This is a genomic window from Microbispora sp. CA-135349 (assembly GCF_050947365.1).
Taxonomy (GTDB): Bacteria; Actinomycetota; Actinomycetes; order Streptosporangiales; family Streptosporangiaceae; genus Microbispora.
On the sequence record NZ_CP192001.1, the window covers coordinates 5,422,261 to 5,448,442 of the forward strand.

At 70.7% G+C, this 26,182-nt stretch carries 24 protein-coding genes; 2 read left to right on the forward strand and 22 right to left on the reverse strand.

What is annotated here, in order from left to right; translation table 11 throughout:
* Positions 1 to 45: 45 nt before the first annotated feature.
* From ACQPZZ_RS24935 to ACQPZZ_RS24970, 8 genes are all read right to left on the reverse strand, one after another.
* Positions 46 to 2,226 (reverse strand): RelA/SpoT family protein, encoded by a 2,181-nt coding sequence (locus ACQPZZ_RS24935; RefSeq protein ID WP_363640469.1) that lies wholly within the window; start codon positions 2,224 to 2,226, stop codon positions 46 to 48.
* A 287-nt stretch (positions 2,227 to 2,513) separates the two neighbouring features.
* On the reverse strand, positions 2,514 to 3,020 hold the full coding sequence (locus tag ACQPZZ_RS24940) for an adenine phosphoribosyltransferase (RefSeq protein ID WP_363640376.1): 507 nt from the start codon (positions 3,018 to 3,020) through the stop codon (positions 2,514 to 2,516).
* A gap of 83 nt (positions 3,021 to 3,103) precedes the next feature.
* Complete coding sequence (gene secF, locus ACQPZZ_RS24945; protein WP_432922648.1) at positions 3,104 to 4,153, reverse strand: protein translocase subunit SecF; 1,050 nt, start codon at positions 4,151 to 4,153, stop codon at positions 3,104 to 3,106.
* Entirely contained in the window at positions 4,153 to 5,865 is a 1,713-nt protein-coding gene (gene secD, locus ACQPZZ_RS24950; RefSeq protein ID WP_432922651.1) for a protein translocase subunit SecD, read from the reverse strand. The genes secF and secD overlap by 1 nt, the downstream gene beginning before the upstream one ends.
* 81 nt (positions 5,866 to 5,946) lie before the next feature.
* Complete coding sequence (gene yajC, locus ACQPZZ_RS24955; protein ID WP_363640370.1) at positions 5,947 to 6,345, reverse strand: preprotein translocase subunit YajC; 399 nt, start codon at positions 6,343 to 6,345, stop codon at positions 5,947 to 5,949.
* 256 nt (positions 6,346 to 6,601) lie between these two features.
* Complete coding sequence (locus ACQPZZ_RS24960) at positions 6,602 to 7,531, reverse strand: TAXI family TRAP transporter solute-binding subunit (protein ID WP_432922654.1); 930 nt, start codon at positions 7,529 to 7,531, stop codon at positions 6,602 to 6,604.
* A complete protein-coding gene (locus ACQPZZ_RS24965) occupies positions 7,528 to 8,757 on the reverse strand; it encodes a sensor histidine kinase (RefSeq protein WP_432922657.1) in 1,230 nt (409 codons plus the stop codon). Before ACQPZZ_RS24965 ends, ACQPZZ_RS24960 begins: the two co-directional genes overlap by 4 nt.
* 104 nt (positions 8,758 to 8,861) lie before the next feature.
* Positions 8,862 to 9,524, reverse strand: coding sequence for a response regulator (locus ACQPZZ_RS24970; RefSeq protein ID WP_432922660.1), 663 nt, complete (start codon positions 9,522 to 9,524; stop codon positions 8,862 to 8,864).
* Between the two features lie 485 nt (positions 9,525 to 10,009).
* Between ACQPZZ_RS24970 and ACQPZZ_RS24975 the strand changes: the two genes are divergently transcribed.
* Complete coding sequence (locus ACQPZZ_RS24975) at positions 10,010 to 10,405, forward strand: hypothetical protein (protein ID WP_432922663.1); 396 nt, start codon at positions 10,010 to 10,012, stop codon at positions 10,403 to 10,405.
* A gap of 64 nt (positions 10,406 to 10,469) precedes the next feature.
* Here ACQPZZ_RS24975 and ruvB read toward each other — a convergent pair whose 3' ends face one another.
* The 14 genes from ruvB to pgsA all read right to left on the reverse strand — a co-directional run bounded on the left by ruvB (position 10,470) and on the right by pgsA (position 23,615).
* Positions 10,470 to 11,525 carry a Holliday junction branch migration DNA helicase RuvB gene (gene ruvB / locus ACQPZZ_RS24980; protein ID WP_363640360.1) on the reverse strand — a complete coding sequence of 352 codons (1,056 nt, stop codon included), beginning with the start codon at positions 11,523 to 11,525 and terminating at the stop codon, positions 10,470 to 10,472.
* 79 nt (positions 11,526 to 11,604) lie between these two features.
* Entirely contained in the window at positions 11,605 to 12,225 is a 621-nt protein-coding gene (ruvA, locus tag ACQPZZ_RS24985) for a Holliday junction branch migration protein RuvA (RefSeq protein WP_432922666.1), read from the reverse strand.
* The gene (ruvC, locus tag ACQPZZ_RS24990) at positions 12,222 to 12,824 is read right to left on the reverse strand and encodes a crossover junction endodeoxyribonuclease RuvC (RefSeq protein WP_432934529.1); all 603 of its coding nucleotides are present in this window, start codon (positions 12,822 to 12,824) and stop codon (positions 12,222 to 12,224) included. Before ruvC ends, ruvA begins: the two co-directional genes overlap by 4 nt.
* Positions 12,825 to 12,950: 126 nt before the next feature.
* Positions 12,951 to 14,114, reverse strand: coding sequence for a GNAT family N-acetyltransferase (locus ACQPZZ_RS24995; RefSeq protein ID WP_432922669.1), 1,164 nt, complete (start codon positions 14,112 to 14,114; stop codon positions 12,951 to 12,953).
* 94 nt (positions 14,115 to 14,208) lie between these two features.
* Positions 14,209 to 14,961, reverse strand: a complete 753-nt coding sequence (locus tag ACQPZZ_RS25000) for a YebC/PmpR family DNA-binding transcriptional regulator (protein WP_363640354.1) — start codon at positions 14,959 to 14,961, stop codon at positions 14,209 to 14,211.
* Positions 14,962 to 14,964: 3 nt separating this feature from the next.
* Complete coding sequence (gene pdxT, locus ACQPZZ_RS25005) at positions 14,965 to 15,555, reverse strand: pyridoxal 5'-phosphate synthase glutaminase subunit PdxT (RefSeq protein ID WP_363640352.1); 591 nt, start codon at positions 15,553 to 15,555, stop codon at positions 14,965 to 14,967.
* Positions 15,556 to 15,683: 128 nt separating this feature from the next.
* A complete protein-coding gene (locus ACQPZZ_RS25010) occupies positions 15,684 to 16,109 on the reverse strand; it encodes a MarR family winged helix-turn-helix transcriptional regulator (RefSeq protein WP_363640350.1) in 426 nt (141 codons plus the stop codon).
* A gap of 87 nt (positions 16,110 to 16,196) precedes the next feature.
* Positions 16,197 to 17,873 carry an alkaline phosphatase D family protein gene (locus ACQPZZ_RS25015; RefSeq protein WP_432922674.1) on the reverse strand — a complete coding sequence of 559 codons (1,677 nt, stop codon included), beginning with the start codon at positions 17,871 to 17,873 and terminating at the stop codon, positions 16,197 to 16,199.
* Positions 17,874 to 18,082: 209 nt separating this feature from the next.
* Entirely contained in the window at positions 18,083 to 18,997 is a 915-nt protein-coding gene (gene pdxS, locus ACQPZZ_RS25020) for a pyridoxal 5'-phosphate synthase lyase subunit PdxS (RefSeq protein ID WP_363640346.1), read from the reverse strand.
* A gap of 107 nt (positions 18,998 to 19,104) precedes the next feature.
* Entirely contained in the window at positions 19,105 to 20,106 is a 1,002-nt protein-coding gene (locus ACQPZZ_RS25025; RefSeq protein ID WP_363640344.1) for a DUF3048 domain-containing protein, read from the reverse strand.
* Between the two features lie 132 nt (positions 20,107 to 20,238).
* Positions 20,239 to 20,778 carry a hypothetical protein gene (locus ACQPZZ_RS25030; protein WP_363640342.1) on the reverse strand — a complete coding sequence of 180 codons (540 nt, stop codon included), beginning with the start codon at positions 20,776 to 20,778 and terminating at the stop codon, positions 20,239 to 20,241.
* A 40-nt stretch (positions 20,779 to 20,818) separates the two neighbouring features.
* Positions 20,819 to 21,952 (reverse strand): glycosyltransferase family 4 protein, encoded by a 1,134-nt coding sequence (locus ACQPZZ_RS25035; protein WP_432922679.1) that lies wholly within the window; start codon positions 21,950 to 21,952, stop codon positions 20,819 to 20,821.
* On the reverse strand, positions 21,949 to 22,854 hold the full coding sequence (locus ACQPZZ_RS25040; RefSeq protein ID WP_432934531.1) for a phosphatidylinositol mannoside acyltransferase: 906 nt from the start codon (positions 22,852 to 22,854) through the stop codon (positions 21,949 to 21,951). The genes ACQPZZ_RS25035 and ACQPZZ_RS25040 overlap by 4 nt, the downstream gene beginning before the upstream one ends.
* Before the next feature lie 155 nt (positions 22,855 to 23,009).
* Positions 23,010 to 23,615: a phosphatidylinositol phosphate synthase gene (pgsA, locus tag ACQPZZ_RS25045; protein WP_432934533.1), complete on the reverse strand. Its 606-nt coding sequence runs from the start codon at positions 23,613 to 23,615 to the stop codon at positions 23,010 to 23,012.
* Between the two features lie 264 nt (positions 23,616 to 23,879).
* Between pgsA and ACQPZZ_RS25050 the strand changes: the two genes are divergently transcribed.
* Positions 23,880 to 26,012 (forward strand): elongation factor G-like protein EF-G2, encoded by a 2,133-nt coding sequence (locus ACQPZZ_RS25050; RefSeq protein ID WP_432922682.1) that lies wholly within the window; start codon positions 23,880 to 23,882, stop codon positions 26,010 to 26,012.
* Positions 26,013 to 26,182: the final 170 nt, after the last annotated feature.

The window sequence follows — 26,182 nt, forward strand, 5'->3', positions numbered from 1 at the left end:
GCCATCCCTGCGACGAACCGCGGGATCGCACCCGTCCGGGAGCGGTCAGCTGGTGACGCGGTAGACGTCGTAGACGCCCCCGACGTTGCGCACCGCCTTGAGCACGTGGCCGAGGTGCTTGGGGTCGCCCATCTCGAAGGTGAACTTGCTGATCGCCACCCGGTCGCGGCTGGTCGTGACCGAGGCCGACAGGATGTTCACGTGCTGGTCGGACAGCGTCCGCGTGACGTCCGACAGCAGGCGCGGCCGGTCGAGCGCCTCCACCTGGATGGCGACGAGGAAGACCGAGTCGTCCCCCGGCGACCAGGACACGTCCACCAGCCGGTCGGGATGGGCGCTCAGCTGTTCCACGTTCGGGCAGTTCGTGCGGTGCACGGAGACGCCGTGCCCCCGCGTGACGAACCCGACGATCTCGTCCCCCGGCACCGGAGTGCAGCAGCGCGACAGGCGGACCCACACGTCCGGGTCGCCCGCGACCATCACACCGGCGTTCGAGTTGGCCCTCAGACGGCCCTTGAGCCGCGTCGGGACCTGGGCCTCGGCGATGTCCTCCTCGGCCCCCTCGACGCCTCCCAGGGCCTGTACGAGCTTGTCCACGACCGCCTGGGCGGTGAGGTGCCCCTCTCCGACGGCCGCGTACAGCGCCGAGACGTCGGCGTAACGCAGATCCCTGGCCAGGGCCAGCAGCGCCTCTCCGGACATGAGCCGCTGCAGCGGCAGGCCCTGCTTGCGCATGGCCCGCCCGATCGCCTCCTTGCCCGCCTCGATGGCGGTCTCGCGGCGCTCCTTGGTGAACCACTGGCGGATCTTGTTGCGGGCCCGGCCGCTCTTGACGAACTTGAGCCAGTCCCTCGACGGGCCCGCGTCCGGCGACTTCGACGTGAAGATCTCGACGGTGTCGCCGTTGCCGAGGCGGGACTCCAGCGGGACCAGCCTGCCGTTCACCCGCGCGCCGATACATCGGTGGCCGACCTCGGTGTGCACGGCGTACGCGAAGTCGACCGGGGTGGCTCCCTCGGGCAGGGCGATCACCTGGCCGCGCGGGGTGAAGACGAACACCTCCGACACCGACAGGTCGAAGCGCAGCGACTCCAGGAACTCCCCGGGGTCGGAGGTCTCCTTCTGCCAGTCGAGGAGCTGGCGCAGCCAGGCCATGTCGTTGACCTGCTTGACCTTGCCGGGACCCGCCCCGGTCATCTCCTCCTTGTACTTCCAGTGCGCGGCCACGCCGTACTCGGCGCGGTTGTGCATGGCCCGCGTGCGGATCTGCAGCTCGATGGCCTTGCCCTCGGGCCCCATGACCGTCGTGTGGAGCGACTGGTACATGTTGAACTTGGGCATGGCGATGTAGTCCTTGAACCGCCCCGGCACCGGCTTCCACTGGGCGTGGATCGTTCCGAGCGCGGCGTAGCAGTCGCGGACCGTGTCGACCAGGACGCGGATGCCCACCAGATCGTAGATGTCGTCGAAGGCCACGCCCTTGGCGATCATCTTCTGGTAGATCGAGTAGTAGTGCTTGGGCCGGCCGCGCACGGTCGCCTTGATCTTCGCCTCGCGCAGGTCGGCGGAGACCTTCTCGATGACCTCGTGCAGGAACAGGTCGCGGCGCGGCGCGCGCTCCGACACCATCCGGGCGATCTCGTCGTACCGCTTGGGGTAGAGCATGGCGAACGCGAGGTCCTCCAGCTCCCACTTGATGGTGTTCATGCCGAGCCGGTGGGCCAGCGGCGCGAAGATCTCCAGTGTCTCCCGGGACTTCTGCTGGCGCTTGTGCTCGGGCATGTAGCGCATGGTCCGCATGTTGTGCAGCCGGTCGGCCAGCTTGATCACCAGCACGCGGATGTCGCGCGACATCGCGACGACCATCTTGCGCACGGTCTCGGCCTGCGCCGCGTCGCCGAACTTCACCTTGTCGAGCTTGGTCACGCCGTCGACGAGCAACGCGATGTTGTCGCCGAAGTCGGCTCGTAACTCGTCGAGGCTGTAGGCGGTGTCCTCCACGGTGTCGTGCAGCAGGGCCGCGCACAACGTCTCGTCGTCCGTGCCCAGCTCCGCCAGGATCGTCGCCACCGCGAGCGGGTGGGTGATGTACGGGTCGCCGCTCTTGCGCTTCTGATCGCGGTGATGATAGGCGGCGACGTCGTACGCGCGCTCGATCAGCCGCAGGTCGGCTTTGGGATGGGTGGCACGGACCGTCTTGAAGAGCGGTTCCAACACCGGATTCATAGCACCCCACTGCCCCCCGAAACGGGCGAGCCTCCGTCGCGTGGCCGGCGAGGCCGGCCTGTCCTCCGGGACCGCCGCCGGGTCGCGCGCCGCGTCAGGGGGCACGTCGGCGACGGGCTCGGGGACGTCGCGGGGCGTCTCACCGCGATCGACCCGCGCGTCGTCGGGCACGACCACATCACGGGGCACACAGACTCCTCACGTCGAGTCCAGGTTCCACAGTGTATCCGTGCTGCCACAGCGCTCTCGGCCACCCGCCCCCGAGCCGTACGGGCCGGTCGTCCGGCTCAGACGGTGAGCAGGGTGCGGACGTCCAGACCCGGCAGCCGGTCACGGCCGGAGAGGAAGGACAGTTCCATCAGGAAGGACACGGCCACGACCTCCGCGCCCGTCCTCCTGACCAGCTCCACGGCCGCCCGGGCCGTGCCGCCCGTGGCGAGGACGTCGTCCACGATCAGGACCCGGTCGCCGGGGTCGAAGGCGTCGGCGTGCACCTCGATCGTCGCGGAGCCGTACTCGAGATCATAGGACGCCTCGTACGTCTCGGCGGGCAATTTGCCCTTTTTGCGCACAGGTACGAACCCCGCGCCACTGCGGTAGGCCACCGGTGCGGCGAGGATGAAGCCCCGCGCCTCGATGCCGACCACCTTGTCGAACGCCAGGCCTCCCCCGAGCTCGCCGACGACCTGGGTGAAGGCCGCGTGGTCCGCCAGCAGCGGGGTGATGTCCTTGAAGAGGATGCCCGGCTTGGGGTAGTCCGGGACATCCCTGATGAGAGCCGTCCAGTCAGTCACGACGCCCACCCTAACGGGACCGCGGAACGCGACGGCGCCCCCGGAACCGGGCGGGTTCCGGGGGCGCCGTCGGCGGAGCGAGATCAGCTCTTCTTGCGCTTGTCCGCGGGAGGCGTCGTGGTGTTCTGCGACCCGGCGGACACGGGCTCCTTGGCCGTACGGGCGGCGGCCTTGGCGGCGGAGGCCTCCTTGGCGTGCACGCGCTGCGCCAGCGCCTGCCACTTGGGCTCCCGCTCCTTGAGCGTGACCAGGATCGGCGTCGCCACGCACAGGGACGAGTAGGTGCCGACGATCATGCCGACGAACAGCGCCAGCGACAGGTCCTTCAGCGTCCCGGCGCCGAGCAGCGTGGTGCCGACGAACAGGATGGCCGCCACGGGCAGGATCGCGGTCAGCGAGGTGTTCAGCGACCGGATCAGCGTGTGGCTGAGCGCGTTGTTGGCGGCCTGCGTGTAGGTCATCTTGGCACTCGTGCCGAGCTTCGCGGTCACTTCCTTGATCATGTCGAACACGACGACCGCGTCGTACAGCGAGTAACCGAGGATCGTGAGGAAGCCCAGCATGGTCGCCGGGGTGACCTCGAAGCCCGTCCAGGCGTAGACGCCGGCGGTGATGACCAGGTCGTGCACCAGCGCGACGATGGCCGCGAGCGCCATCCGCCACTCGAAGGCCACGGACAGGTACAGCATGACCGCGATCATGAAGACCGCCAGGCCGACCCACGCCTTCTGGGAGACCTCGCCACCCCAGCTCGCGCCGATGACCTGCGAGCTAACCTGCTGCTCCGACACGCCGAACCGCTGGCTGACGGTCTTCTGGATCTTGGACACCTCGTCGCCGTCGAGGCTCTGGGTGGTGACCCGCCAGTTGGGCCCGGCCTGCTGGACGATGGGGTCGTGCCCGACCACGTCCCGCACGGTCTCGCGCACCTGCTCCACGCTGGATCCTGGAGTGCGGGCGAAGTCGATGACGGACCCGCCCCTGAACTCCACGCCGAGAGTGAGCCCGTGGATCACGATGCCGAGGATGGAGACGACCATCAGGAACGCCGACAGGCTGTACCAGAGCCTGCGCTTGCCGACGAAGTCGATGTCGATGTCGCCGCGGTAGAGGCGGCTGATAACTCCCGGCATCACGCCTCCTGCAGGGTCTGCTCGGCGGAGCCGGTGCGGCTCATGCGCTCCGCGTCGAGTCCGGACAGCTTGTGGCCCTTGGCGAAGAACCGCAGGCGCGCCGCGATCGTCATCAGCGGCTTGGTGAACATGAACACCACCACGACGTCGATCAGCGTGGTCAGGCCCATCGCGAACGCGAAGCCGGCCACGCCGCCCACGGCGAGGAAGAACAGCACCACGGCCGCGATGAACATGACGGCGTCGGCCACCAGGATCGTCCGCCGGGCCCGCCGCCAGGCGACCTCCACCGCCGAGCGCAGCGTACGGTGGCCCTCCTTGATCTCGTCACGCACCCGCTCGAAGTAGACGATGAACGAGTCCGCCGTGATGCCGATCGACACCACCAGACCGATGATGTGCGGCAGCGAGAGCCGGAAACCGGCGTTCTGGCTGAGAACCGCCACGGTCAGGTAGGTCACGATCGTCGCGACGCCGAGGCTGGCCACGCCGACCAGGCCGAGGCCCCGGTAGTAGAGCAACAGGTAGATCACGACCACGAGCAGGCCCAGCGCGCCGGAGATGAGACCGCCGCGCAGCTGGTCCTGGCCCAGCGTCGAGGAGACGGTCTCCACCGACCCCTGCTTGAACTTCAGCGGCAGAGCGCCGTACTTGAGCTGGTCGGCCAGCTCCGTGGCCGTCGCCTGGGTGAAGCCGCCCGAGATCTCGGTGTTTCCACCGGTGATCCGGCCGTTCGCGACCGGTGCGCTGATGACCAGGCCGTCGAGCACCACCGCGAGCTGGTTGCGGGGCGGCTGGGAGTTGAACGCCTTGCCGGTCAGGTCGGCCCACTGGGTCGCACCGCGGCTCTTGAAGCTGAGGTTGACCACCCACTCACCGGTGTCCTGCCGCAGTCCCGCCGCGGCCGAGGAGATCTCCGAACCCTGCACCGCGGCCTTGTCGAGGATGTACCGGGCGCTCTTGTCGTCGCTGCAGGCCACCATCTGCGTGTTCGGGTCGTCCTGCGCGCCCTGGCCGTGGTCGTTGGCCGTGCAGTCGATCTCACGGAACTTCGTGATCATCGCGGGATCGATGCCGCTGGTGTCCTGGCCCGCCAGAGGGTCGTCGTCGGCGGGCTGCGGGCTCTGGGTGGGCGAGGGCGACGCCCCGGCCTCCGTCTTCCCAGTGCTCTTCGCCCCCGCTCTCGCTCCGCTCCTGTGCCCGGCCCTGGCGGCGGGGGAAGCGGACGGCGACGGCGCGGTCAGGGCCGAGGACAGGGCGCGGCCGGCCGGCGTCGCCGAGGTGCCGGGGCCCTTGCTCGGTGCGGCGCTCTGGGTCCCCGCGGGAGTCGGCGCGGCGGGCGTCGTGGCCACCGCCTGCGGCTGCATCTTCGCCGGCGCCACCGCGAGCACCTGGCGGAAGCGCATCTCCGCCGTCGTCGCGATGAGCTTGAGCGCCTCCGCCTGGCCCACTCCGGGGATCTGGATCACGATGTTGTCGTTGGCCTTGGCCACCTCGGAGTCCGAGATGCCGGTGCCGTTGACACGGGCACGGATGATGTCCACAGCCCGGTTGAGGGACTCCTCCGGAGGAGCCTTGCCGTCCAGCGTGACCGGCGTGAGCGTCACCGTGGTGCCACCCGCGAGGTCGAGGCCGAACTTGGGGGTGAACGCCTTTTGGAGCGCGACCGTCGCGCCCATGGCGAGGATGAGCGCCAGCAGCACCAGGAGCACGCGTCCCGGCTTGCTGTGGCTACTTGTCGGTGGGGCCACTGGTGGTCAGTTCTTTCGTCGAAGGGTGTGTGATCAGCCTACTCAGGACTGGTTGCTGCTCTTGTCTTCCTTGCCCGTGTCGGCGGTGTCGGCGACGGAGTCCTCGGCGACGGCCTCGCCGCCCTCCGCCTCCTCCTCGCCGGAGGTGAGAACCCGGCCGATCGCCGCCTTCGCCCAACGGGTCTCCACGCCCGGTGCCAATTCCAGAATGACGTCCTCGTCCTCCAACCGCACGACGGTCGCGAACAGGCCGGTGGTCGTCATGATCCGGGAGCCCGGAGCGAGCGAGTTCTGCATCCGGACCATCTCCTGCTGCCGCTTGCGCTGCGGACGGATCAGGAGGAAATAGAAGACCACTACCAGCAAGATCAGTGGCACGAACGTCCCAAGCGAGCTGTTACCCACGGGGGCCACCCTTCCAATAGGTGATTGCGCCGGCATGACGCCGGAGGTTCTGTGCGCATTTCGCGCGGCCGGTGATACGCCGAGAGCGTCAGCGTAAGCGGCCAGTCAAGCCACGCAGTGTATGCGAGCCGTTCAAAGCCCGGCAACGAGCTCACGACCCGGCACGCGGGAAAGTTTCACTTTCGTGGGTCACAACCGTTCCGTGACCCTGAGCCACCCATACCCCGGTATGCCTGGCTTGGCACGTCGCGGACCGCCCGCTTCACGGTTTCGGCGGTGCTTCCGGATCGCCCTACAGGCCGATCTTCGCGGAGCGGTAGTAGGTCTCGGCGCCGGGGTGCAGCGGGACGGGCATGGTCAGAATGGCGCTCTGGTGGTTGAGCTGGAGCGCCGCGCTGTTGGCTCTCGCCAGTTCCGCGCGGTTGTCCAGCAGCACCCGGGTCAGCGCCTCGGCCTCCCCGGACGACATGTCGGCCGCGACAAGGAGCAGGTTGGGCACGGCCACGGTGGCGGTCACCTCCGGGAGCCGGTACGCCGACATCCCTATGGTGCGCGGCTTGTAGACCGTCCGATACTCACGGCACAGCCGCTCGACCAGCGATCCGAGCGAGATCAGGCGTATCGGGCGTCGCGCGGCCAGCGAGGAGATCGCGGGTGTGGGAAGACCGCCCGAGAAGAAGAACGCCTCGACCCGGCCGGATTCCAGCGCACGCACCGCCTCCGCGAGTCCCATCGCGACCTGGCGGACCGTGACCTCTGCCATCGTCAGGACACGCATCGCGAGCAGTTCGGTGCCCGATCCGCTCGGGCCGGTCGCCACCAGGGCCTCCCGCAGGTCGCTCAGCTCCCGCACGCGCGAGCGGCCGTCGACGACCACCTGGAGGCAGTCGTCGTACACCCGCGCGAGCGCCATGACCCGCGTCGCCGCGTCGTTCCCCGGCGATGCCTGCGCTCCCGGCGCCAGACTCGCGACATCGACGGTGACGAAGCCGACATCCGCCAGGCCCCCGCGGACGAGGCTCAGGTTCTCCAGGGCACCGGACGAACTGACCACCCGTGTCCTGACCCCGAGCGACCGCCCGGCCGCCGCGCCGAGTGCCCTGCCGAGGACGTCGTACACACCTCCGGGCACGCCCGCGGCGATGCGCAGTTCCGCTCCCGCGTCCGGCGCGCAGGCGGCCAGCAGCGCCAGCGGGGCCAGGACGACCGCTCGACGCCTCATGCGCCGGCCAGCGGGAGGAGGACGGCGGCGTCGAGGCCGCGAGGAACGGCGGCACGCAACTCGACCTCCCCGCCCACATCGCGCAGCAGACTGACCGCGATGGCCAGGCCGAGCCCCGAGCCGGGCAGATTCTGCACGTCCGGGGCGCGCCAGAAGGGTTCGACCGCCCGCTCACGCGCTCCTGAGGGTATGCCGGGCCCGGCGTCGACGACGTGAACCACCACGGCGCCGTTCGCGGGAAGGTCGACGGTCACGGAGACGGCGTTGCCGGCTCCGCCGTATTTGAACGCGTTATCGAGCAGTATGTCCAATACCTGGCCGAGGCGGCTCTCATTGATATTCACGAGCACCTCCTCGGAGGGCGAGGAGACGACGACCACGTCCCAGGCGTCCGCCCGCGCCGCCACCGCTTCCAAGAGCGACGTGCCGGCATTCGTACAGTCCGCGCTCCGGCCCCGCGCGAACTCCACGAGGTCGGCACAGATACCCGCCAGCCGGTCGACCTCGTCCATCATCGGTTCGACGAGACCGGCGTCGGAAAGCGGAAGCCTCATCTGCAGGTTCTCCAGTTGCAGTTGAAGCGCGGCGAGCGGTGTCCGAAGCTGGTGTCCGGCGTAAGAGGCGAAACGACGCTCTCGGTCGATTATCCCCCGTACGGCCTCCGCCATGAAATTGAATTTCTTCACCAGCTGGCGCAGCTCGGGCGGGCCGGATTCCAGAGGAGTGTGGGCCGCGAGACTTCCATGGCTGAGCTCCTGGGCCGCCGCGTCAAGATAGTGGACCGGGCGGAGAATCCATTCGACCAGACGCCGTGCCACCAAATTCGTCATCGCGGCGGCCATCAGCCCGCCGGTTGTCAGGAGCCCCCAGCGCAGCAGCACGAGACGCCGGATCGGCCCCGTCGGAGAGATGATCGACAGGGCCCCGACGACGTCTCCGCCGGAGGTCACCGGCACCGCCACCACGAGCGGGCGGCGGGTCCACGGCCAGATGGTGCCCGCCGGGCCGCTGGGCATTCCGGCGAGAGCTCCGTCGACCTCACCGCGCGCCGCGTCCGGCAGGGACGTTCCGCCGCCCGAATAGAGCACCAGACGCCCGTCACGATTCACCAGTGCGGCCTCGTTGTCGTACAAGGCCGTGTACCGGGCGAGCGCCGATCTCACCCCGTCCGTCTGGCCGGTCTGCAGTGCCGGCTCGGCGAGCGAGGCGAACGCCATCGCGTCCATCCGGCGGTCCGTCTCCAGATCCCCTGTCGCGGCCTGGGCGATCACAACAGCGAGCGTGGCGATCAGATAGGTCAGCACGGCGCAGAAAAGGGCCAGGAAGGCGCTCAGGATACGCCGCTGCATCGCTCCACGGCCAAGCGGTAACCGCTTCCGCGGACGGTCTCCACCAGACCCGGGAGTTTGCCGCGCAGCCTGGTCATGTGAACGTCCAGGGTCCGTCCCTGGCTCCGGTGGACCGTCTGCCAGACCTCGATGAGCAACCGCTCACGGGTGACCACCGCTCCGGGCGCCTGAGCGAGGCTGGCGAGCAGGGCGTATTCCGTCGGGGTCAGATGCACGGACTCGCCGTCGCGCATCACCCGGCGGCTGCTCGAGTCGATCTCCATCCCCGGGAGGCGCAACGGCCTCGATCGCCGGGGCCGCGAGCGTCTCAGCACGGCCGCGATCCGCGCGTCGAGCTCCGCCATCCTGAATGGCTTGGTCACGTAATCGTCGGCCCCGTTGCGCAACCCCTGGACCAGGCTCTCCGTGTCGGCACGGGCGGTCAGCATGATCAACGGGCTGTCGGATGCGCTACGGAACGCCGCGCAGGCCTCGATCCCGTCCGCGTCCGGCAGGGTGAGATCGAGCAGCACCAGATCGTGGTCTCCGAGTTCGTATGCCCGAGCCCACGTGGGCGCGTGCGAGACCGTGTATCCCCGTAGCTCCAACGCGTCGCTCAGCGCCTTCGCCAGACGCCGGTCGTCTTCCACGAGCAGGATTCTCATCACAACGAGGACCTCGCTTCGATTGGACGTTGTTCCACCACGGCTCTCAGTGGGAGAGACGGGCGGTCGCCATCGATCTTTCCGACGCCCCGACGCGCTGTGATCGTGACGGACCCGGACCTCAATTGTCAAGAGAGACGAGGTTATTCGATCCATGGCCCAGAATTTGGCCGACACCGCGAGTATGAGGTACTCGGAGGACGGCGAATGGGACCTCGGCATGTAAATCGGTTCTGTCATGGCCCGTAATTCCGCCGACACCTTCGCCGCCGTCGCGACCGGCGGGGACCGCGACGGCGGCCGGCGCCCGGCCGAACGCGGCCACGTTACGGCCAGCCTACGGACAGAGCCATTTCCTGGCGGTCTCCATTTGCTCCGGGATAAAAATTCGATGCGGGCCGGAAACAGACAGCCCATGGCACCGCGAAGGGCACTCGGCGCAGTTTTCACGCGCCTCCGCATTTCGAAGAAGGAGCGAATTCGTGATGGCCAAGAAGGCACTCTCGACCGCGCTGTGCACCGCCGTGGCAGCCGTCTCGATCGCTGTCGGGACGAGCGCTTCGCCGGCGAACGCCGCCAGCTGTGGCGGACAGGCGGGCGGCCTCACCGGAGCCTGGAGCGCGGCGCACAACTCCAACTGCAGCGTGATGGGCTCGCCCAGGACCAAGGTGACCTACTGGTGGAACACGACCCAGGGCACCCAGCAGACCGCCTGTGTTCAGGGGTGGGGATACAACACCGCCAGGAAGGGCGGCTGGTACAACCTCGGTTGCGGCCAGCGGGGGCACGCGACCGTTCCCTGGGGCAGTGTCGGCGCCCGTCCGAAAATCCGGGTCATGTCCACCAACATCGGCGCGGCGCTCGTCGAGTGGCAGCACTGACCCCGGACGATCCGTCACCACTCTTGAGGCACCCGGCCGCCGGGCCGGGTGCCTCGCCCGTTCTTCAGGCCCCGGCGGAGTCGTCGAGCAGGCCGGGGATCGCGGCGCCGAAGGCGTCGGGCGGCGGAGTCATGCCCAGATGCGTCCAGGCGGAGGCCGTGGCCACCCGGCCCCGCGGAGTGCGGGCCAGCAGCCCCTGCCGGACGAGGAACGGCTCGGCGACCACCTCCACGGTCTCCGGCTCCTCCCCCACGGCCACCGCGAGCGTCGACAGGCCCACAGGGCCGCCGCCGAACTTGCGCAGCAACGCGTCCAGCACGGCCCGGTCGAGCCGGTCCAGCCCCTCCGCGTCGACCTCGTACAGGTTGAGCGCCGCCATCGCGACCTCCCTGGTGATGACGCCCTCGGCGCGGACCTCGGCGAAGTCGCGCACCCGCCGCAGCAGGCGGTTGGCGATCCGGGGCGTGCCGCGCGATCGCCGGGCGATCTCCTGGGCGCCCTCGTCCGGCAGGTCCACCGACAGCAGCCGGGCGGAGCGCCGCAGCACCTGCTCCAGCTCGGCCACCTCGTAGAAGTCCATGTGGGCGGTGAAGCCGAACCTGTCGCGCAGCGGCGCGGGCAGCAGCCCTGCCCGGGTGGTGGCCCCGACCAGCGTGAACGGGGCGATGTCGAGGGGGATCGAGGTCGCCCCCGGGCCCTTGCCGACGACGATGTCGACCCGGAAGTCCTCCATCGCCAGGTAGAGCATCTCCTCCGCCGGGCGGGCCATGCGGTGGATCTCGTCGATGAACAGGACCTCGCCCTCGGTCAGCGTGGACAGGATCGCGGCGAGGTCGCCCGCGCGCTCTAGCGCCGGACCCGAGGTCATCCGCAGCGGCGCGGCCAGCTCGGAGGCGATGATCATGGCGAGCGTCGTCTTGCCGAGCCCGGGACCACCGCTCATCAGGACGTGGTCGGGCGGGCGGTTGCGGCGCAGGGCGCTTTCCAGCACCAGCGAGAGCTGCTCGCGCACCCGGCCCTGCCCGATGAACTCCTCCAGGCGCCGGGGACGCAGCGCGGCCTCGATCGCCCGCTCGTCGCCCTCCGGTTCGGGCGACACGAGATCCCGCTCGAAGCTCACTCGACACCATCCGCTCGGCCTGCCGGGACCCGTCCGCTTCCCGGTGAAACTTTCATCGAACCATCGGCCCGTCGTGCGGTCATCGCACGCTCAGCGCGCGCAGGGCGGACTTGAGCAGCGTGGCCACCTGGGGGGTGCGGCCGGCCGCGACCTCCGCCTCGGCCTCCGCGGTCACCGCCGCGACCGCCTCGTCGGCGTCCCTGGACGAGTAGCCGAGCCCGACCAGTCCCGAGTGGACCTGATCCCGCCAGACGGGCGGCGCCGCCGCGCCGTTCAACGCGGCGTCGACCGCCGCCGCCGGGGTGCCGAGTTTGTCCTTGAGTTCGAGCACGATGCGCTGGGCGCCCTTCTGGCCGATGCCGGGCACCATCGTGAGGGCCTTGATGTCGGCGCTCGCCACCGCGACGCGAAGCGCGTTGGGCGCGTGGACCGCGAGCATGGCCAGGGCCAGGCGCGGCCCCACCCCGCTGGCCGTCTGGAGCAGCTCGAACACCGTGCGCTCGTCGTCGGAGGCGAAGCCGTACAGCGTGAGCGATTCCTCGCGGACGACGAGCGAGGTGGCCAGCCGGGCGGGTTCGCCGACGCGCAGCCCGGCCAGGGTGCCGGGGGCGCAGTGGACGAGCATCCCGACGCCGCCCACCTCGATCACGGCGCTGTCGGCCGTGATCGCCGCCACCTGTCCCGCTACGGATGCGATCACCGCGTGCTCCCTCCCCCGTCCGGCCGCCCGGCCGCGACTTCGCCGGGCGTTCCAGTCCTACCAGAGGCCGCGGACCGGGCACCGCCGGATCGGGCCCGGGCCAGGGCGTCGGCCAGGCGGTGCTGCACGCCGCCGCGCCAGACGTGACAGATGGCGAGGGCGAGCGCGTCGGCCGCGTCCGCCGGCTTGGGCATGGCGTCGAGCCGCAGCAGCCGGGTGACCATCGTGCCGACCTGCTTCTTGTCGGCGTTGCCGTTGCCCGTGATGGCGGCCTTGACCTCGCTCGGCGTGTGCAGCGCGACCGGCAGCCCCCGCCGGGCCGCACAGACGATCGCGACGGCCGACGCCTGGGCCGTCCCCATGACCGTACGGACGTTGTGCTGGGCGAAGACCCGCTCGACCGCGACGGCGTCCGGCCTGATCTCGTCGAGCCAGCGCTCGATCTCCGCCTCGATGACGACCAGCCGGGAGCCGATGTCGTCGTCGGCCGGAGTGCGGACCACCCCGACCGACAGAAGGCTCAGCGGCGCGCCCGGCCGGCCCTCCACGGCGCCGAGGCCGCACCGCGTCAGTCCCGGGTCCACACCCATCACCCGCAGCTGGGGCAACCGCACCGGCACGCCTCCCTGATCCCGGCCGGCGCGGCCACCCGTACGACCCCGCCGCCGCGCCGAACATCTGTTCGGCCGGTCACTCTATCGCGATCAGCGGCGACGCGGGGCGCGTCAGAAGTAGTCGATCATGTACGCGGCGCAGCCGAACGCGGCGTCCAGCGCGTCGCCGGCCTCGGGTGAGCCGCCGGTCAGCAGGCCGGCGCGGCGGAGCGTGGCGGTGGACACACCGGCGAACAGCGCGGACATCCCGCCGATGGTGAGCCGCGTAGCCTCGCCGGCCTCCCCGGCCTCCCGCGTCACGAAGCCGGAGCCGCCGTTCACCCGCAGCACCCACGTGCCCGTGTTGGCCTCGCGCTGGGGGTCCGTCACCACGAGAGGCGCCTCGATCGACACCCCGGCGGGGAAGCCGCGCCCCTCGACCGCGGCGGGCAGGTCGATCAGCCGGAACATCCACCGCGTCTGGGCGACCTCGTCCTTCGACCGCTCCCGCAGCATCCAGAGCACGGGGTCGGCCGGGTCCACGTAGGCGGTCACCGACTTCGCGACCGTCGAGGCGCTGCCGACCAGCGACCACAGGGCACGGGCCGTCGCCTCCGACCCCGCCAGCAGGTTGTCGACCTCGATGTCCCCGTCGCTCCAGCGGTAGACGACGAATCCGTCCTCGGCCAGGTAGCAGAAGTCGTCGTCGTCCTCCAGCCACAGGCGCCAGGTCCGCTCGTCGAAGCACAGCGGCCCGCTCGCGCGCGTGGCGGTGTGCACCCGGCCGATCAGCGCCACGAGCTCGGCCGCGTCGGCGGGGCCCATCCGGCGCAGCTTCACCGCGGCGCCGGGGTCGCCCAGCGTGCGCAGCGCCTCGGCGGGCACGGTGATCCGCTGGAACACGCCGGCGTGCTCGTAGCCCGCCTTCCGGTACAGCGGCGTGGTGGCGGGGTAGAGCGCGGAGACCGCGTGGCCGAGCTGCGCGCAGCGCTCGACGGCCGCGGCCGTGAGCGCACGGCCCACTCCCCTGCCGCGGTCCTCCGGCGACACCGTCACACCCGCCACGCCGCCCATCGACAGCGGGCGGCCGTGCCACCACTGGACGTACGGGTTGATCCTGGCCGCGCCGACGAGGCGGGTGCCGTCGAAGGCGCCCAGGTAACGGCCCTCGGGCAGCATCGGGGAGACGAGCTTGCGCCAGGTGTCGGCGCCGGAGCCGGACAACGGGCCGAAGGCGCGCCTGCGGATGTCGAGGACGGCGTCCAGGTCGTCGCTCGCGAGATGACGGATTTCCACAACCGGCCAAACTATGCGGGCCCCGGCGGCCTCTGCCACCGGTTTTCCGCCCCCTGCCGACCTGGGGCCAAGGGCCCGTGGCCGGCCTGCGGCGTCATGCCTCGACCTTCTCCATGACCTCGTCGCTCACGTCGAAGTTCGCCCAGACGTTCTGCACGTCGTCGCTGTCCTCGAGCGCGTCGATGAGCTTGAAGATCTTGCGAGCGCCCTCCTCGTCCAGAGGGACGTTGAGCGTGGGGACGAAGCTCATCTCGGCCGACTCGTAGTCGATGCCCGCGTCCTGCAGCGCCTTGCGCACGGGAATCAGGTCGGAGGCCTCGCAGACCACCTCGAAGTTCTCGCCGAGGTCGTTGACCTCCTCGGCACCCGCGTCGAGGACGGCCATGAGCACGTCGTCCTCGGTCAGCGACCCCTTGGGGACGATCACCACGCCCTTGCGGTTGAACATGTACGACACCGAGCCGGGGTCGGCGAGCGAGCCGCCGTTGCGCGTCAGCGCCACGCGCACCTCGGACGCCGCCCGGTTGCGGTTGTCGGTGAGGCACTCGATGAGGACCGCGACGCCGCCGGGGGCGTAGCCCTCATACATGATCGTCTGCCAGTCGGCGCCGCCGGCCTCGAGGCCGCCGCCGCGCTTGCGGGCCCGCTCGATGTTGTCGATCGGGACCGAGTTCTTCCTGGCCTTGGTGATGGCGTCGTACAGCGTGGGGTTGCCGTCCGGGTCGGGCCCGCCGGTCCTGGCCGCGACCTCGATGTTCTTGATGAGCTTGGCGAAAAGCTTGCCGCGCTTGGAGTCCAGCGCCGCCTTCTTGTGCTTCGTCGTCGCCCATTTGGAGTGGCCGGACATCGCCTAGAACTCCCTCACCATTTCGACAAAATACGAGTGCACCCGCGCGTCCCCGGTCAACTCCGGGTGGAAGGACGTCGCGAGCAGCGGTCCCTGTCGGACCGCGACGATCCTATCCCCAGCTTCGGTGCGGCCCAGCACCTCCACGTCGGGCCCCACCGAGTCGACCCAGGGGGCGCGGATGAAGACGGCCCTGATCGTCCCGCGTCCGGCGAAGTCGAGATCGGCCTCGAACGAGTCGACCTGGCGGCCGAAGGCGTTGCGGCGGACCACCATGTCGATGCCGCCCAGCGTCTCCTGGCCCTCGATGCCGCCCTCGATCCGGTCGGCCAGCATGATCATTCCAGCGCACGAGCCGTAGGCGGGCATGCCCTCCTTGATCCGCAGCCGCAGCGGTTCGAGCAGCTCGAAGGTGGTGGCGAGCTTCCACATGGTGGTCGACTCCCCGCCCGGGACGACCAGCGCGTCCACCGCGGCGAGCTCCTTCTGCCTGCGCACCGGTACGGCCGTCGCGCCGGACTCCTCCAGAGCGCGGATGTGCTCGCGCACGTCGCCCTGCAGGGCGAGCACGCCGATCTTGGGTGCGGACGTCACGGATTTCCCTCCTGTGGAGGCTCCCCATTGCGCGGTAGCCGCATTCAGGGTATGGCCACGGTCTTGTGCGCCCAAAACGCGGGCTTCGACGCGGCCGGGGTGTCTGACGGATGCCGCCCGTCGATCTGTCAGATACGACCGAGTTTGGCCAGGGCGGGAAGAGCGTGGCCGATGGCCGAGCGCTCCTCCGGGGTCAGCACGCCCAGCCGGTCGCAGAGGTAGGCGATCCTGGCCTGCCGTACGGCCCGCAGGCGGTCGCGGCCCTCGCCGGTCAGCTCGACGGTCCGCACCCGCGCGTCGGAGGCGTCGGTGCCCCGCGCGACCAGGCCGGCCTCCTCCAGCCGGTTGACCTGCACGCTCATCGTCGGGAGCTGCACGCCGTGCTCCTCGGCCAGCTCGGTCATCCGGCGAGCGCCGTCCTCCAGCGAACCGAGCACGGAGTACTGCTGGGCGGTGACCGGCTGCCCCGCCGTCGTACGGCGCAGCAGCATCACGAGGTGCCGCAGCTCGCGCGACAGGCCTTCGGCGAGCCGCCTGGTTTCGTCGGTCGTCATAGCAGGTCACGATAACGGCGACCGGCCCGGAAGAGGCGAAGCGGGCGGCGCCCCGGAAAGGGGGCGCCGCCCGCCGGGGCGCGTTGTTCAGGGGCGCTCGGTCTCCTGCCGCACAGTGTCCTCGACCGTGATCGCACGCCGCGCCGCGATCGAGGGGTCGAGCGGGCGCAGGTACGTCTGCTGCACGCCGGGCACCCTGTCCTCGATCACGAACGTCGCCCTGGTGCGCGCCTCGGAGCCGGGGGCCGAGACGACGGGCACCACCCTGAAGTCGGCGGTCAGCGCGTCCCTGTCGATCTTCGTCAGAACGTAGCCGCGCTGGTTGTTGTAGAACTTCAGATGGGGGTTGATCTGCAGGAAGGGGTGCGCCGCCGGGTCGGAGTCGGCCCCGTCGCCGGTGGTGCTGATGGAGGTCGTCACCAGCTCGGACCCGACCGTGGGGCCGGTCGGGTCGTCGTAGTCCAGCTTCAGGTCACTGGCCCAGTGCGCGTGCACGTCTCCCGTGAGCACGACGGGGTTGCGCACGCCGGCGTCGATCCAGCCCTGGGTGACACGCTGCCGCGAGGCGACGTAACCGTCCCAGGCGTCCTGGCTGGTGATCTTCGCCGGCCCGGCGTTGTTGTCGCGCTGGGCGAAGAAGACCTGCTGGCCGATGACGTCCCAGCGCGCCCGCGATCGCCGGAAGCCGTCGAGCAGCCACGCCTCCTGTTCGAAGCCCATGATCGAGCGAGCCGGGTCGACCGCCTCCGGGCAGTCCTTGTAGCCGTCGCCGCAGCCCTGGTCGTCGCGGAACTGCCGCGTGTCGAGCATGTGGAAGTTCGCCATCGCCCCCCACCTGACGCGCCGGTAGAGCTGCATGTCGATGCCACGCGGCACGGAGGTGCGGCGCAGCGGCATGTTCTCGTAGTAGGCGCGGAAGGCGGCGGCCCTGCGCTCAAGAAAGGTGGGCTGCTCCTCCGGGCGCTCCGGCATCTCGTCGGCCCAGTTGTTGTCCACCTCGTGGTCGTCGAAGACGACCAGCCACGGCGCGGCGGCGTGCGCGGCCCGCAGGTCGGGGTCGGTCTTGTACTGCGCGTGCCGCTGGCGGTAATTCGCCAGCGTCATCGTCTCCGGCCCTTCGTGGTCGCGCACGTTGCCGCCGGGGGCGACGTAGGTGTTCCTGGTGTACTCGTACTGGTAGTCGCCCAGGTGGAGGACCAGGTCCGGGTGGTCCTCGGCGAGGCGGCGGTAGGAGGTGAAGTAGCCGTGCTCGTACTGCGCGCAGGACACGAAGGCCATCGTCAGCGGGCCGCCGAACGACAGCGGGTCCGGCGCGGTCAGGGCCCTGCCGACCGGTGAGACGTACGGCCCGACGCGGAAGCGGTACCAGTACTCCCTGCCGGGCCGCAGGTGGTCCACTTCGACGTGGACGCTGTGCCCCCATTCCGGGCTCGCCTCGGCCACGCCCGCCCGCACCACGCGGCGGCAGCTCTCGTCGGCGTAGACCTGCCACTGCACGGTGAACGCGCGTTTCGGCATGCCGCCGAGCCCGTCCTCGGCGAGCGGCTGCGGGGCGAGGCGGGTCCAGATCACGAAGCCGGTGTGGTCGGGGTCGCCCGAGGCCACCCCGAGCGTGAACGGATCGGAACGCAGGCCGCGGGAGGCGAGTTCGCCCGCGGTCTCGGGCGCCGGCGTGGGGGCCGCCAGGGCGGCGCCGGGGACCGCGGCGACGGCCCCCGCGGCGAGTCCGGTGACGAGGAGGGAACGACGATCGAGGCCGGGCAAACTGGGCTCCCTGGGACGATCAGTGGGACGCCCGCAGCCTGACGATCGCTCATGACTGGAGAGTAAAGAGCGGCGGAACGGTATCGGTCACCCGAAAGGCGACATCGCCGCCCGGTCATCCTGGCCTCTGACGCACGAACAGCAAGAACGCCCGGCCGGGATGTCCCAGCCGGGCGTGTCTCCCCTGTGCGCCGTGCTTGCGGGGCCGTCTACCAGCCGCGCTCGGCGAGGCGGTGCGGCACGGGGATGTCGTCGACGTTGATGCCGACCATCGCCTCGCCCAGGCCGCGCGAGACCTTCGCGATCACGTCCGGGTCGTCGTAGAACGTGGTGGCCTTGACGATCGCGGCGGCGCGCTTGGCCGGGTCGCCGGACTTGAAGATGCCCGAGCCGACGAACACGCCCTCGGCGCCGAGCTGCATCATCATCGCGGCGTCGGCCGGGGTGGCGATGCCGCCCGCGGTGAACATCACCACCGGCAGCTTGCCGGTCTTGGCGACCTCGGCGACCAGCTCGTACGGCGCCTGCAGTTCCTTGGCCGCGACGTACAGCTCGTCCTCGGGGAGCGAGGTCAGGCGCTTGATCTCGCCCCGGATCGTGCGCATGTGGGTGGTGGCGTTGGAGACGTCGCCGGTGCCGGCCTCACCCTTGGAGCGGATCATCGCGGCGCCCTCGGTGATGCGGCGCAGCGCCTCGCCGAGGTTGGTGGCCCCGCACACGAAGGGGACGGTGAACTGCCACTTGTCGATGTGGTTGGCGTAGTCGGCCGGGGTGAGGACCTCGGACTCGTCGATGTAGTCGACGCCGAGCGCCTGGAGCACCTGGGCCTCGACGAAGTGGCCGATCCTGGCCTTGGCCATCACCGGAATGGACACGGCGCCGATGATGCCCTCGATCATGTCGGGGTCGCTCATCCGGGACACTCCGCCCTGGGCGCGGATGTCGGCGGGGACGCGCTCCAGCGCCATGACCGCGACGGCTCCGGCGTCCTCGGCGATCTTGGCCTGCTCCGGGGTGACGACGTCCATGATGACACCGCCCTTGAGCATCTCGGCCATGCCGCGCTTCACGCGGGCGGTGCCGACGGCGGTGGTCTCGTTGACTTCGGGGGTGCTGCTGGACACGGTGCTACCTCACGACGGCGGGCCTACGGATTCCCCTCCATGGTAGGTGCTGGCCGATCCCGCCCCCGACGCGCCCACTTGGCAGAGTCGATCACGCCTTTTGTCCATCACGGCGCGACGGGCTTGCGCGAGGCGAGCACGACCCAGACCTGTCCGCGGGCGAACGGCATCGGCGTGCCGTCGGCCATGGTGTAGGTGGTGCCCTCCTTCTCCGAGGCGCGCGACCACTTCACCCGGTAGGCCTGGCCGTCCCTCAGCACGACGCCGGTGCCCTTGCCCACCGTGTGCACGAGCGGGGTGTAGCTGCCGGTGAAGTCGTGGAACTCCGAGCGGTCGGTCTTCACCCACTGGATGACGATCGTGGGGGCGCCCTGCTGGCCACCCTCGGCGGCCATGTCCTTCTCGCCGTCCTGGGTCACCAGCCAGCGCTTCTGCGCCGCCGACCACGCGAACGTGAAGCGGGCCGCGGGATAGCGGACGCTGACGCTCTTTTGCGGCGTGCCACCGGCGGGCGGCTCGTCGGAGAAGACGAAGCCGATGTCGTCCGCCTCGCTCGCCTGCGGCGCCTTGGCGAGCAGTTTCCTGGGGCTGCCGATCAGGTTGTACGGCGCGACCCGCCCCGGCGCGCGGGTGTAGGCGCCGGGGACCCGGCTGTCGGACACGTCGAACAGCGAGGCCTTCTGGACGAAGGGGATCATCTTCGTCTGCACGCCGGAGTAGGCCAGGGCGGGCTTGCCGAACATCGGCAGGATGTGCAGGTCGGAGATGCGGGCGCTGCGGACGGGCCCGACCTGTGCGGGCAGCTTCGAGGAGAAGATCGCCATGAGCCGGGTGAGGCCGCCCTCGACCTGCTCGACGAAGACGACGTCGGCGCTGCGCAGGCCCATCTGCGGCTTGCCCGCGTGAGTGTTCTCGATCTTCACGGCCAGCACGGGCCTGCGCGCGGCGACCGGGCGTCCGGTGAACGGGTGCTCGGGAGGCGGCGTCGGCGACGGGGAGGCCAGCGGGCTCGCCTCCTGGGACTGGGCGGCCGGCTTGTCGTCGCCCGAGCACGCGGCTCCGGTCAGGACGACCGCCATGGCCAGCGTGAAGCCGATCCCTGCCCGCACCGTACCCGCTCCTCCCGGTGGAGAGCCCCCGCCACCGGGCACGACGGATACCGGCACGCGGACCGTCGCCCAGCATGGCAATGAAACGGCATGAGCTTACCGGGAATAAACGCTATGCCCGACAAATGGTGACTACCCAGTAGCGAGGGATTCGGGCGGCTCGTCGTCGATGTCGAAGAACCGGGGCGCCTCGGTGTGCCCGGCGAGGTGCAGCGTGCGGGCCAGCCAGCGCCGCTGTGCCGTACGGGTGACGGCGGCGGCGTTGTTGTAGAACCGGCGCGAGTAGACGACCTTGGCGACCGCCGTGTCCAGCTCCTCGAGCAGCGCCGCCCCCGCGGGGTGCTCGGCCAGCTTCTCCCTGAACCGCTCCTGGTCGACCACCGCCCGCAGCGTCCTCGACAGGTCGCTCTCGGCGTGCTCGCGCTCGTCCGGCCCCGCCGTACGGGCCTCGTGGGCGGACGCGGCGAGCACCAGCGAGGTGGCGGGGTCGAGGATGCGCGAGCCTGCGAGCTCCAGGCAGACCGCGGCACGGCGCAGCAGCGCGGCGTCGAGCGCGGCCTGCGCGGTCTCCAGGCGGATGTGGAGACGGTCGAGCCGCCCGGCCCGCCAGGAGACGTAGACGGCGAACAGCACGACGACCACGGCCGCCACGAGGATCAGAGTCGTGGTCACGCCGGCACCTCCGCCTGCGCGGCCCCGTCGTTGCGGATCGTCATGGCAGCGCGTCCTCCACCACACCCGCGCTGGCGTGGGTGACGGTCTCGTAGACGCGCACGACCTCCCGCGCGACCGTGGACCAGTCGTACTTCCAGACCGCTTGGCGGGCCTCGCCGGAGAGCTCGGCGCGGCGCCCGGGGTCGTCGAGCAGCCGGGCGGCCTCCCTGGCGAGGGCGGCGGGGTCTCCCGTGGTGAACAGCGCCCCCGCCTGACCGTCGCCCAGCACGCGCCGGAAGGCGGGGATGTCGCTGGCGAGGATCGGCGCCCCGGCCGACATGGCCTCGGTGAGCACGATGCCGAAGCTCTCCCCGCCGAGGTTGGGCGCGCAGAAGACGTCGACGGAGTGGTAGGCGCGCACCTTGTCGGCCTCGCTGACCATGCCGAGCAGCCCGACCCTGTCCCGGTAGGGCTTGGGCACCCGCCCGAGCACGTCGTCGGGGTCGCCCGGCCCGGCGATCAGCAGGCGCAGCGCGGGCCGCTCGGGGGCCAGCAGGGCGAAGGCCTCCAGCAGCACGGCCAGGCCCTTGCGCGGCTCGTCCATCCGCCCGAGGAAGCCGATCACGCCGCCGTCCGGGCCCCAGCCGGGCAGTGGCTCGGCCTCGGCGTACCTGCGCACCGTGACGCCGTTGGGGATCAGCACCGCGTCGCCGCCGAGGTGCTCCACGAGCGTCTTGCGCGCGGCGTCGGAGACCGCGATCCTGCCGGTGATCTTCTCCAGCGCGCTCTGCAGCATCGGCGCCGCCACGGACATGGCCCGCGACCGCTCGTACGAGGCGTGGAACGTCGCCACGATCGGGCCGCGGGCGACCCAGCAGGCGAGCACGCCGAGGGACGGCACGGCGGGCTCGTGCACGTGCAGCACGTCGAACCCGCCCTCTCTGATCCACTTGCGCACCCGGTTCGCCGACAGGAACCCGAACGCCAGCCGGGCGACCGACCCGTTGTACGGCACGGGCACGGCGCGGCCCGCCGGGGTCACGTACGCCTCCAGTTCGGCGTCGTCGCCCGCGGGGGCGATGACGGACACCTTGTGCCCGTCCTCGATGAGCGCCTCGGCGAGGTCCCTGATGTGCGCCTGCACGCCCCCGGGGACCTCCCAGGTGTAGGGGCAGACGATGCCGACGTTCACGACCCGGCCTCCGGGCGGGGCTCGAGGTCGTCGAGCCACAGGCGCTGGAGCATGTGCCAGTCCTCCGGGTGCTCGGCAATGCCCTTCTCGAAGATGTCCGCCACTGCCTGGGTCATCACCGCGACCTTCTCCTGCCGGGTCCCCTCGGACGGCACCGGGATCTCCTCGTGGATGCGGATGCCCCAGCCGTTCCCCTCGAACCACAGCACGGCCGGCAGCAGCGCGGCACCGGTCTGGATCGCCAGCAGCGCGGGCCCGGCGACCATGCGGGTCTTCGCGCCGAAGAACTCGACCTCGACTCCGCGAGCGGTCAGGTCCCGCTCGGCGGGCAGGCAGACGGGCCGGCCCTCGCGCAGCCGTTTGGCGAGCGTGCCGAACGCCATCGCGCTGCCGCCGCCCTTGGCGGTCAGCGGCAGGACCTCCATGCCGAGCCGCTCGCGGTAGGCGACGAAGCGCTCGAACAGCGACTCCGGCTTCAGCCGCTCGGCGACGGTGGTGAAGCGGTGGCCCGAGTGGACCAGCCAGGCGCCGGCGAGGTCGTAGTTGCCCATGTGGGGCAGCGCGACCACCACTCCCCTGCCCCGGGCGAGGTTGTCGAAGATGTGCTCGCCCCCGGTGGTCCGGGTGCCGTCGAGGATGCGCTCGCGGGTGTAGGCGGTGAAGCGGAACGACTCCATCCAGTATCGGAAGTAGGAGCGCATGCCGGCCCGGCTCAGATCGCGTACGGCGTGGTCGCCGGGGTCGCCGCCGACGACGCGGGCCAGGTTGACCTCCAGGCGGCGCACGGACTTGCCCCGCCTGCGCCACAGCCGGTCGGCGAGGACCCGGAAGAACCAGGCGGCCAGGCGTTCCGGCACGTGGCGGACCACGGCCCAGCCGGCGGTGTACGCCGCCGCGACCAGCCGGTCGGCGAGCGGCGCCGCGCCGGGCCTCGGGGACCGCGCGGAGGGTGGCCCCTCAGACGCCGCGCCGGATCGCGAAGGCCGTTCGGAGGGTGAACCCCCAGACTCCGCCCCGGGCCGCGCGGACCGCCCGGGGGGTGGGCCGTCCGTGCCCTTCATCTGACCACCGCCTGTCTGTAGACGTGCACCATCCGCTGGACCACCGTGACGGCGCTGGCGGCGGCGAGCAGCCAGAGCCCGGCCGCCAGGATGTACGGCACGCCGAGACCGGACAGGCCGGCCGCGACGAGCACGACCACGAGACGTTCCCCCCGTTCGGCGATGCCGACGTTCGCGGTCATGCCGAGGCCCTCGGCCCTGGCCTTGGCGTAGGAGACCAATGCTCCCGCGACGAGGCAGAAGAGCGCGACTGTCGCGAGGACGATTTCGGGCTCGTCCTTCAGGACGAAGTAGAGGATCAGCCCCGAGAAGATCGAGGCGTCGCCGAGGCGGTCGAGCGTGGAGTCCAGGAACGCGCCCCACGTGCTCCCCTTGCCCGTCATCCGGGCCAGCACGCCGTCCAGGAGGTCGGCGAGCACGAAGAACGTGATGACGAGCGTTCCCGCGAACAGATGCCCGAGAGGATAGAAGGCGAGAGCCGAGGCCACCACTCCGAGCGTACCGATCGTGGTGATCACGTCGGGCGAGATCCCCCGGCGGGCGAGGGCTCGCCCCAGCGGGGTCATGACTCGGGTGACGGCGGGGCGCAGGATGTTCAACATCGCCGTCCGATCGTAGGCCATCCAGCGCCACCGCACCTCGCAAGCACATTCCGCCGAAAAGTCTTGTGATATGCGCCACATGGGTAAAGGGTGAAGAGCACGCGCCCGCAGGGCCGCGCCGAGATGACGCGGAGGTGAACCCGTCTTCTCGTGCGGTTTCCGGAGAGGGCGGGCCCCCGGGCGCGGGACAGCGACGGCACGAGCGGCCGGCGCGGGGTGCGTCCCATGCGCCCATCCCGACCGCTCCGAGATTCGGGAGGCGATGTGGCCGAAAGATCAACCGGCGCGACAACAGGGGCCGCGGGCAGGGCACCCGCGGCCGATCGGCCGGACATGGTGCGCAATGTCGTGCTGGTCGGCCATTCCGGAGCCGGGAAGACCACGCTGGTCGAGGCGCTGCTCGCGGAGACGGGCACCGTCCAGCGTCCCGGCCGGGTCGAGGACGGCACCACGGTCAGCGACTTCGACGAGGTGGAGGTGCGCCAGCAGCGCTCGGTCAACCTGTCGGTCGCTCCCGTCGTCCGCAACGGCATCAAGATCAATTTTCTGGACACCCCGGGGTACGCGGACTTCGTCGGCGACCTGCGGGCCGGGCTTCGCGCGGCCGACGCGGCGCTGTTCGTCGTCTCGGCGGCCGAGGGCGTGGACGGGCTCACCCGCATGCTGTGGGAGGAGTGCGCGCTCGTCGGGATGCCCCGCGCCGTGGTCATCACCAAGATCGACCACCAGCGGGCCAACTTCGACGAGGTCCTCACCACCTGCCAGGACGCGTTCGGCGACGGCGTCGCGCCGCTCTACCTGCCGGTGAACGGCACCGGGCTGCTCGGCCTGCTGTCGCAGCGGCTGTTCGACTACGGCGGCGGCCGCCGCACCGAGCGGGAGCCGGACGCCGACCAGCTCGCGCTCATCGAGCAGTACCGCGGCGACCTCATCGAGGGGATCATCCAGGAGAGCGAGGACGAGTCCCTGATGGACCGTTACCTCTCCGGCGAGACGATCGACACCAAGGTGCTGATCGACGACCTGGAGAAGGCGGTCGCCCGGGCCGGTTTCTATCCGGTCCTCGCCACTGCGCCCGGCGTCGGCATGCTGGAGCTGCTGGAGATCGTCACGCAGGGCTTCCCGTCGCCCCTGGAGCACCCGCTGCCGAAGATCACCTCGATCGACGGCAAGCCGTGCAGGGAGATCACCGCCGATCCGGACGGCCCGCTCGTGGCCGAGGTCGTGAAGACCACCAGCGACCCGTACGTCGGCCGGATCAGCCTGGTCCGGGTCTTCTCGGGCACGCTGCGGCCGGACATGACGGTGCACGTCTCCGGCCACGGCCTGGCGGAACGGGGCCACGAGGACCACGACGTCGACGAGCGGGTGGGCGCGCTGTCGTCGCCGCTCGGCAAATCGCAGCGGACCGTGGGCAAGTGCGTCGCCGGGGACGTCTGCGCGGTCGCCAAGCTGTCCCGGACCGAGACGGGCGACACGCTGTCCGACAAGGACGACCCGCTGCTGGTCGAGGCGTGGACCATGCCCGAGCCGCTGCTGCCGGTCGCCATCAGCGCGAAGTCGAAGGCCGACGAGGACAAGCTCAGCCAGGCCCTGGGCCGCCTGGTCGCGGAGGACCCGACACTGCGGCTGGAGAACAACGCCGAGACCCGCCAGCTCGTGCTGTGGTGCATGGGCGAGGCGCACGCCGACGTCCTGCTCGACCGGCTGGCCAAGCGGCACGGGGTCGAGGTCGAGAAGATCGACCTGCGCGTGCCGCTGCGGGAGACGTTCGCCGGCAAGGCGCAGGGCATGGGGCGCAACGTCAAGCAGACCGGCGGCCACGGGCAGTACGCGATCTGCCACATCGAGGTCGAGCCGCTGCCGTCGGGCGGCGGGTTCGAGTTCGTGGACAAGATCGTCGGCGGGGTGGTGCCGCGGCAGTTCATCCCGTCCGTGGAGAAGGGCGTGCGGGCGCAGATGGAGCGCGGCGTCGTCGCCGGCTATCCGATGGTCGACGTCCGCGTCACGCTGCACGACGGCAAGGCCCACTCGGTCGACTCCTCCGACATGGCCTTCCAGATCGCCGGGCAGCTCGCGCTCAAGGACGCCGCGTCCAAGGTGGCGACGCATCTGCTCGAACCGGTGGACGAGGTGGCCGTGCTGGTGTCGGACGAGTACGTCGGAGCCGTGATGTCCGACCTGTCCTCCCGCCGTGGCAGGGTGCTCGGCACCGAGCCGGTCGGCACCGGCCGCACGCTGGTGCGCGCCGAGGTGCCGCAGCTGGAGATCACGCGGTACGCGATCGACCTGCGGTCGCTGTCCCACGGGGCGGGCACGTTCACCCGTTCCTTCCTGCGGTACGAGCCGCTGCCCGCGCATTTGGCCGGCAAGGTGGCCGCGGCGGGCGAGCAGTAGTCCGATCGGGGACCCGGCGGCCCGCCTCCCGGCCGCCGGGGCCGTGTCGATCACCTGCCGTCCCGTGGTGAACCGTCGTACGCCGATCTCCGACGGCATGGCATGTCACCGGGGCGCTGTAAAACCGTCCCCCTCGCCCGTCCCCCTTCCCGGCGCCCGCCAGGCGCCGG

Coding starts and splice junctions, on each gene's coding strand:
- ACQPZZ_RS24935 (WP_363640469.1), bottom strand. CDS start 2,226: ATGAATCCGGTGTTGGAACCGCTCTTCAAGACGGTCCGTGCCACCCAT.
- secF (WP_432922648.1), bottom strand. CDS start 4,153: ATGCCGGGAGTTATCAGCCGCCTCTACCGCGGCGACATCGACATCGAC.
- yajC (WP_363640370.1), bottom strand. CDS start 6,345: ATGCCGGCGCAATCACCTATTGGAAGGGTGGCCCCCGTGGGTAACAGC.
- ACQPZZ_RS24960 (WP_432922654.1), bottom strand. CDS start 7,531: ATGAGGCGTCGAGCGGTCGTCCTGGCCCCGCTGGCGCTGCTGGCCGCC.
- ACQPZZ_RS24965 (WP_432922657.1), bottom strand. CDS start 8,757: ATGGACGCGATGGCGTTCGCCTCGCTCGCCGAGCCGGCACTGCAGACC.
- ACQPZZ_RS24970 (WP_432922660.1), bottom strand. CDS start 9,524: ATGAGAATCCTGCTCGTGGAAGACGACCGGCGTCTGGCGAAGGCGCTG.
- ACQPZZ_RS24975 (WP_432922663.1), top strand. CDS start 10,010: ATGGCCAAGAAGGCACTCTCGACCGCGCTGTGCACCGCCGTGGCAGCC.
- ACQPZZ_RS25000 (WP_363640354.1), bottom strand. CDS start 14,961: ATGTCCGGCCACTCCAAATGGGCGACGACGAAGCACAAGAAGGCGGCG.
- ACQPZZ_RS25010 (WP_363640350.1), bottom strand. CDS start 16,109: ATGACGACCGACGAAACCAGGCGGCTCGCCGAAGGCCTGTCGCGCGAG.
- pgsA (WP_432934533.1), bottom strand. CDS start 23,615: ATGTTGAACATCCTGCGCCCCGCCGTCACCCGAGTCATGACCCCGCTG.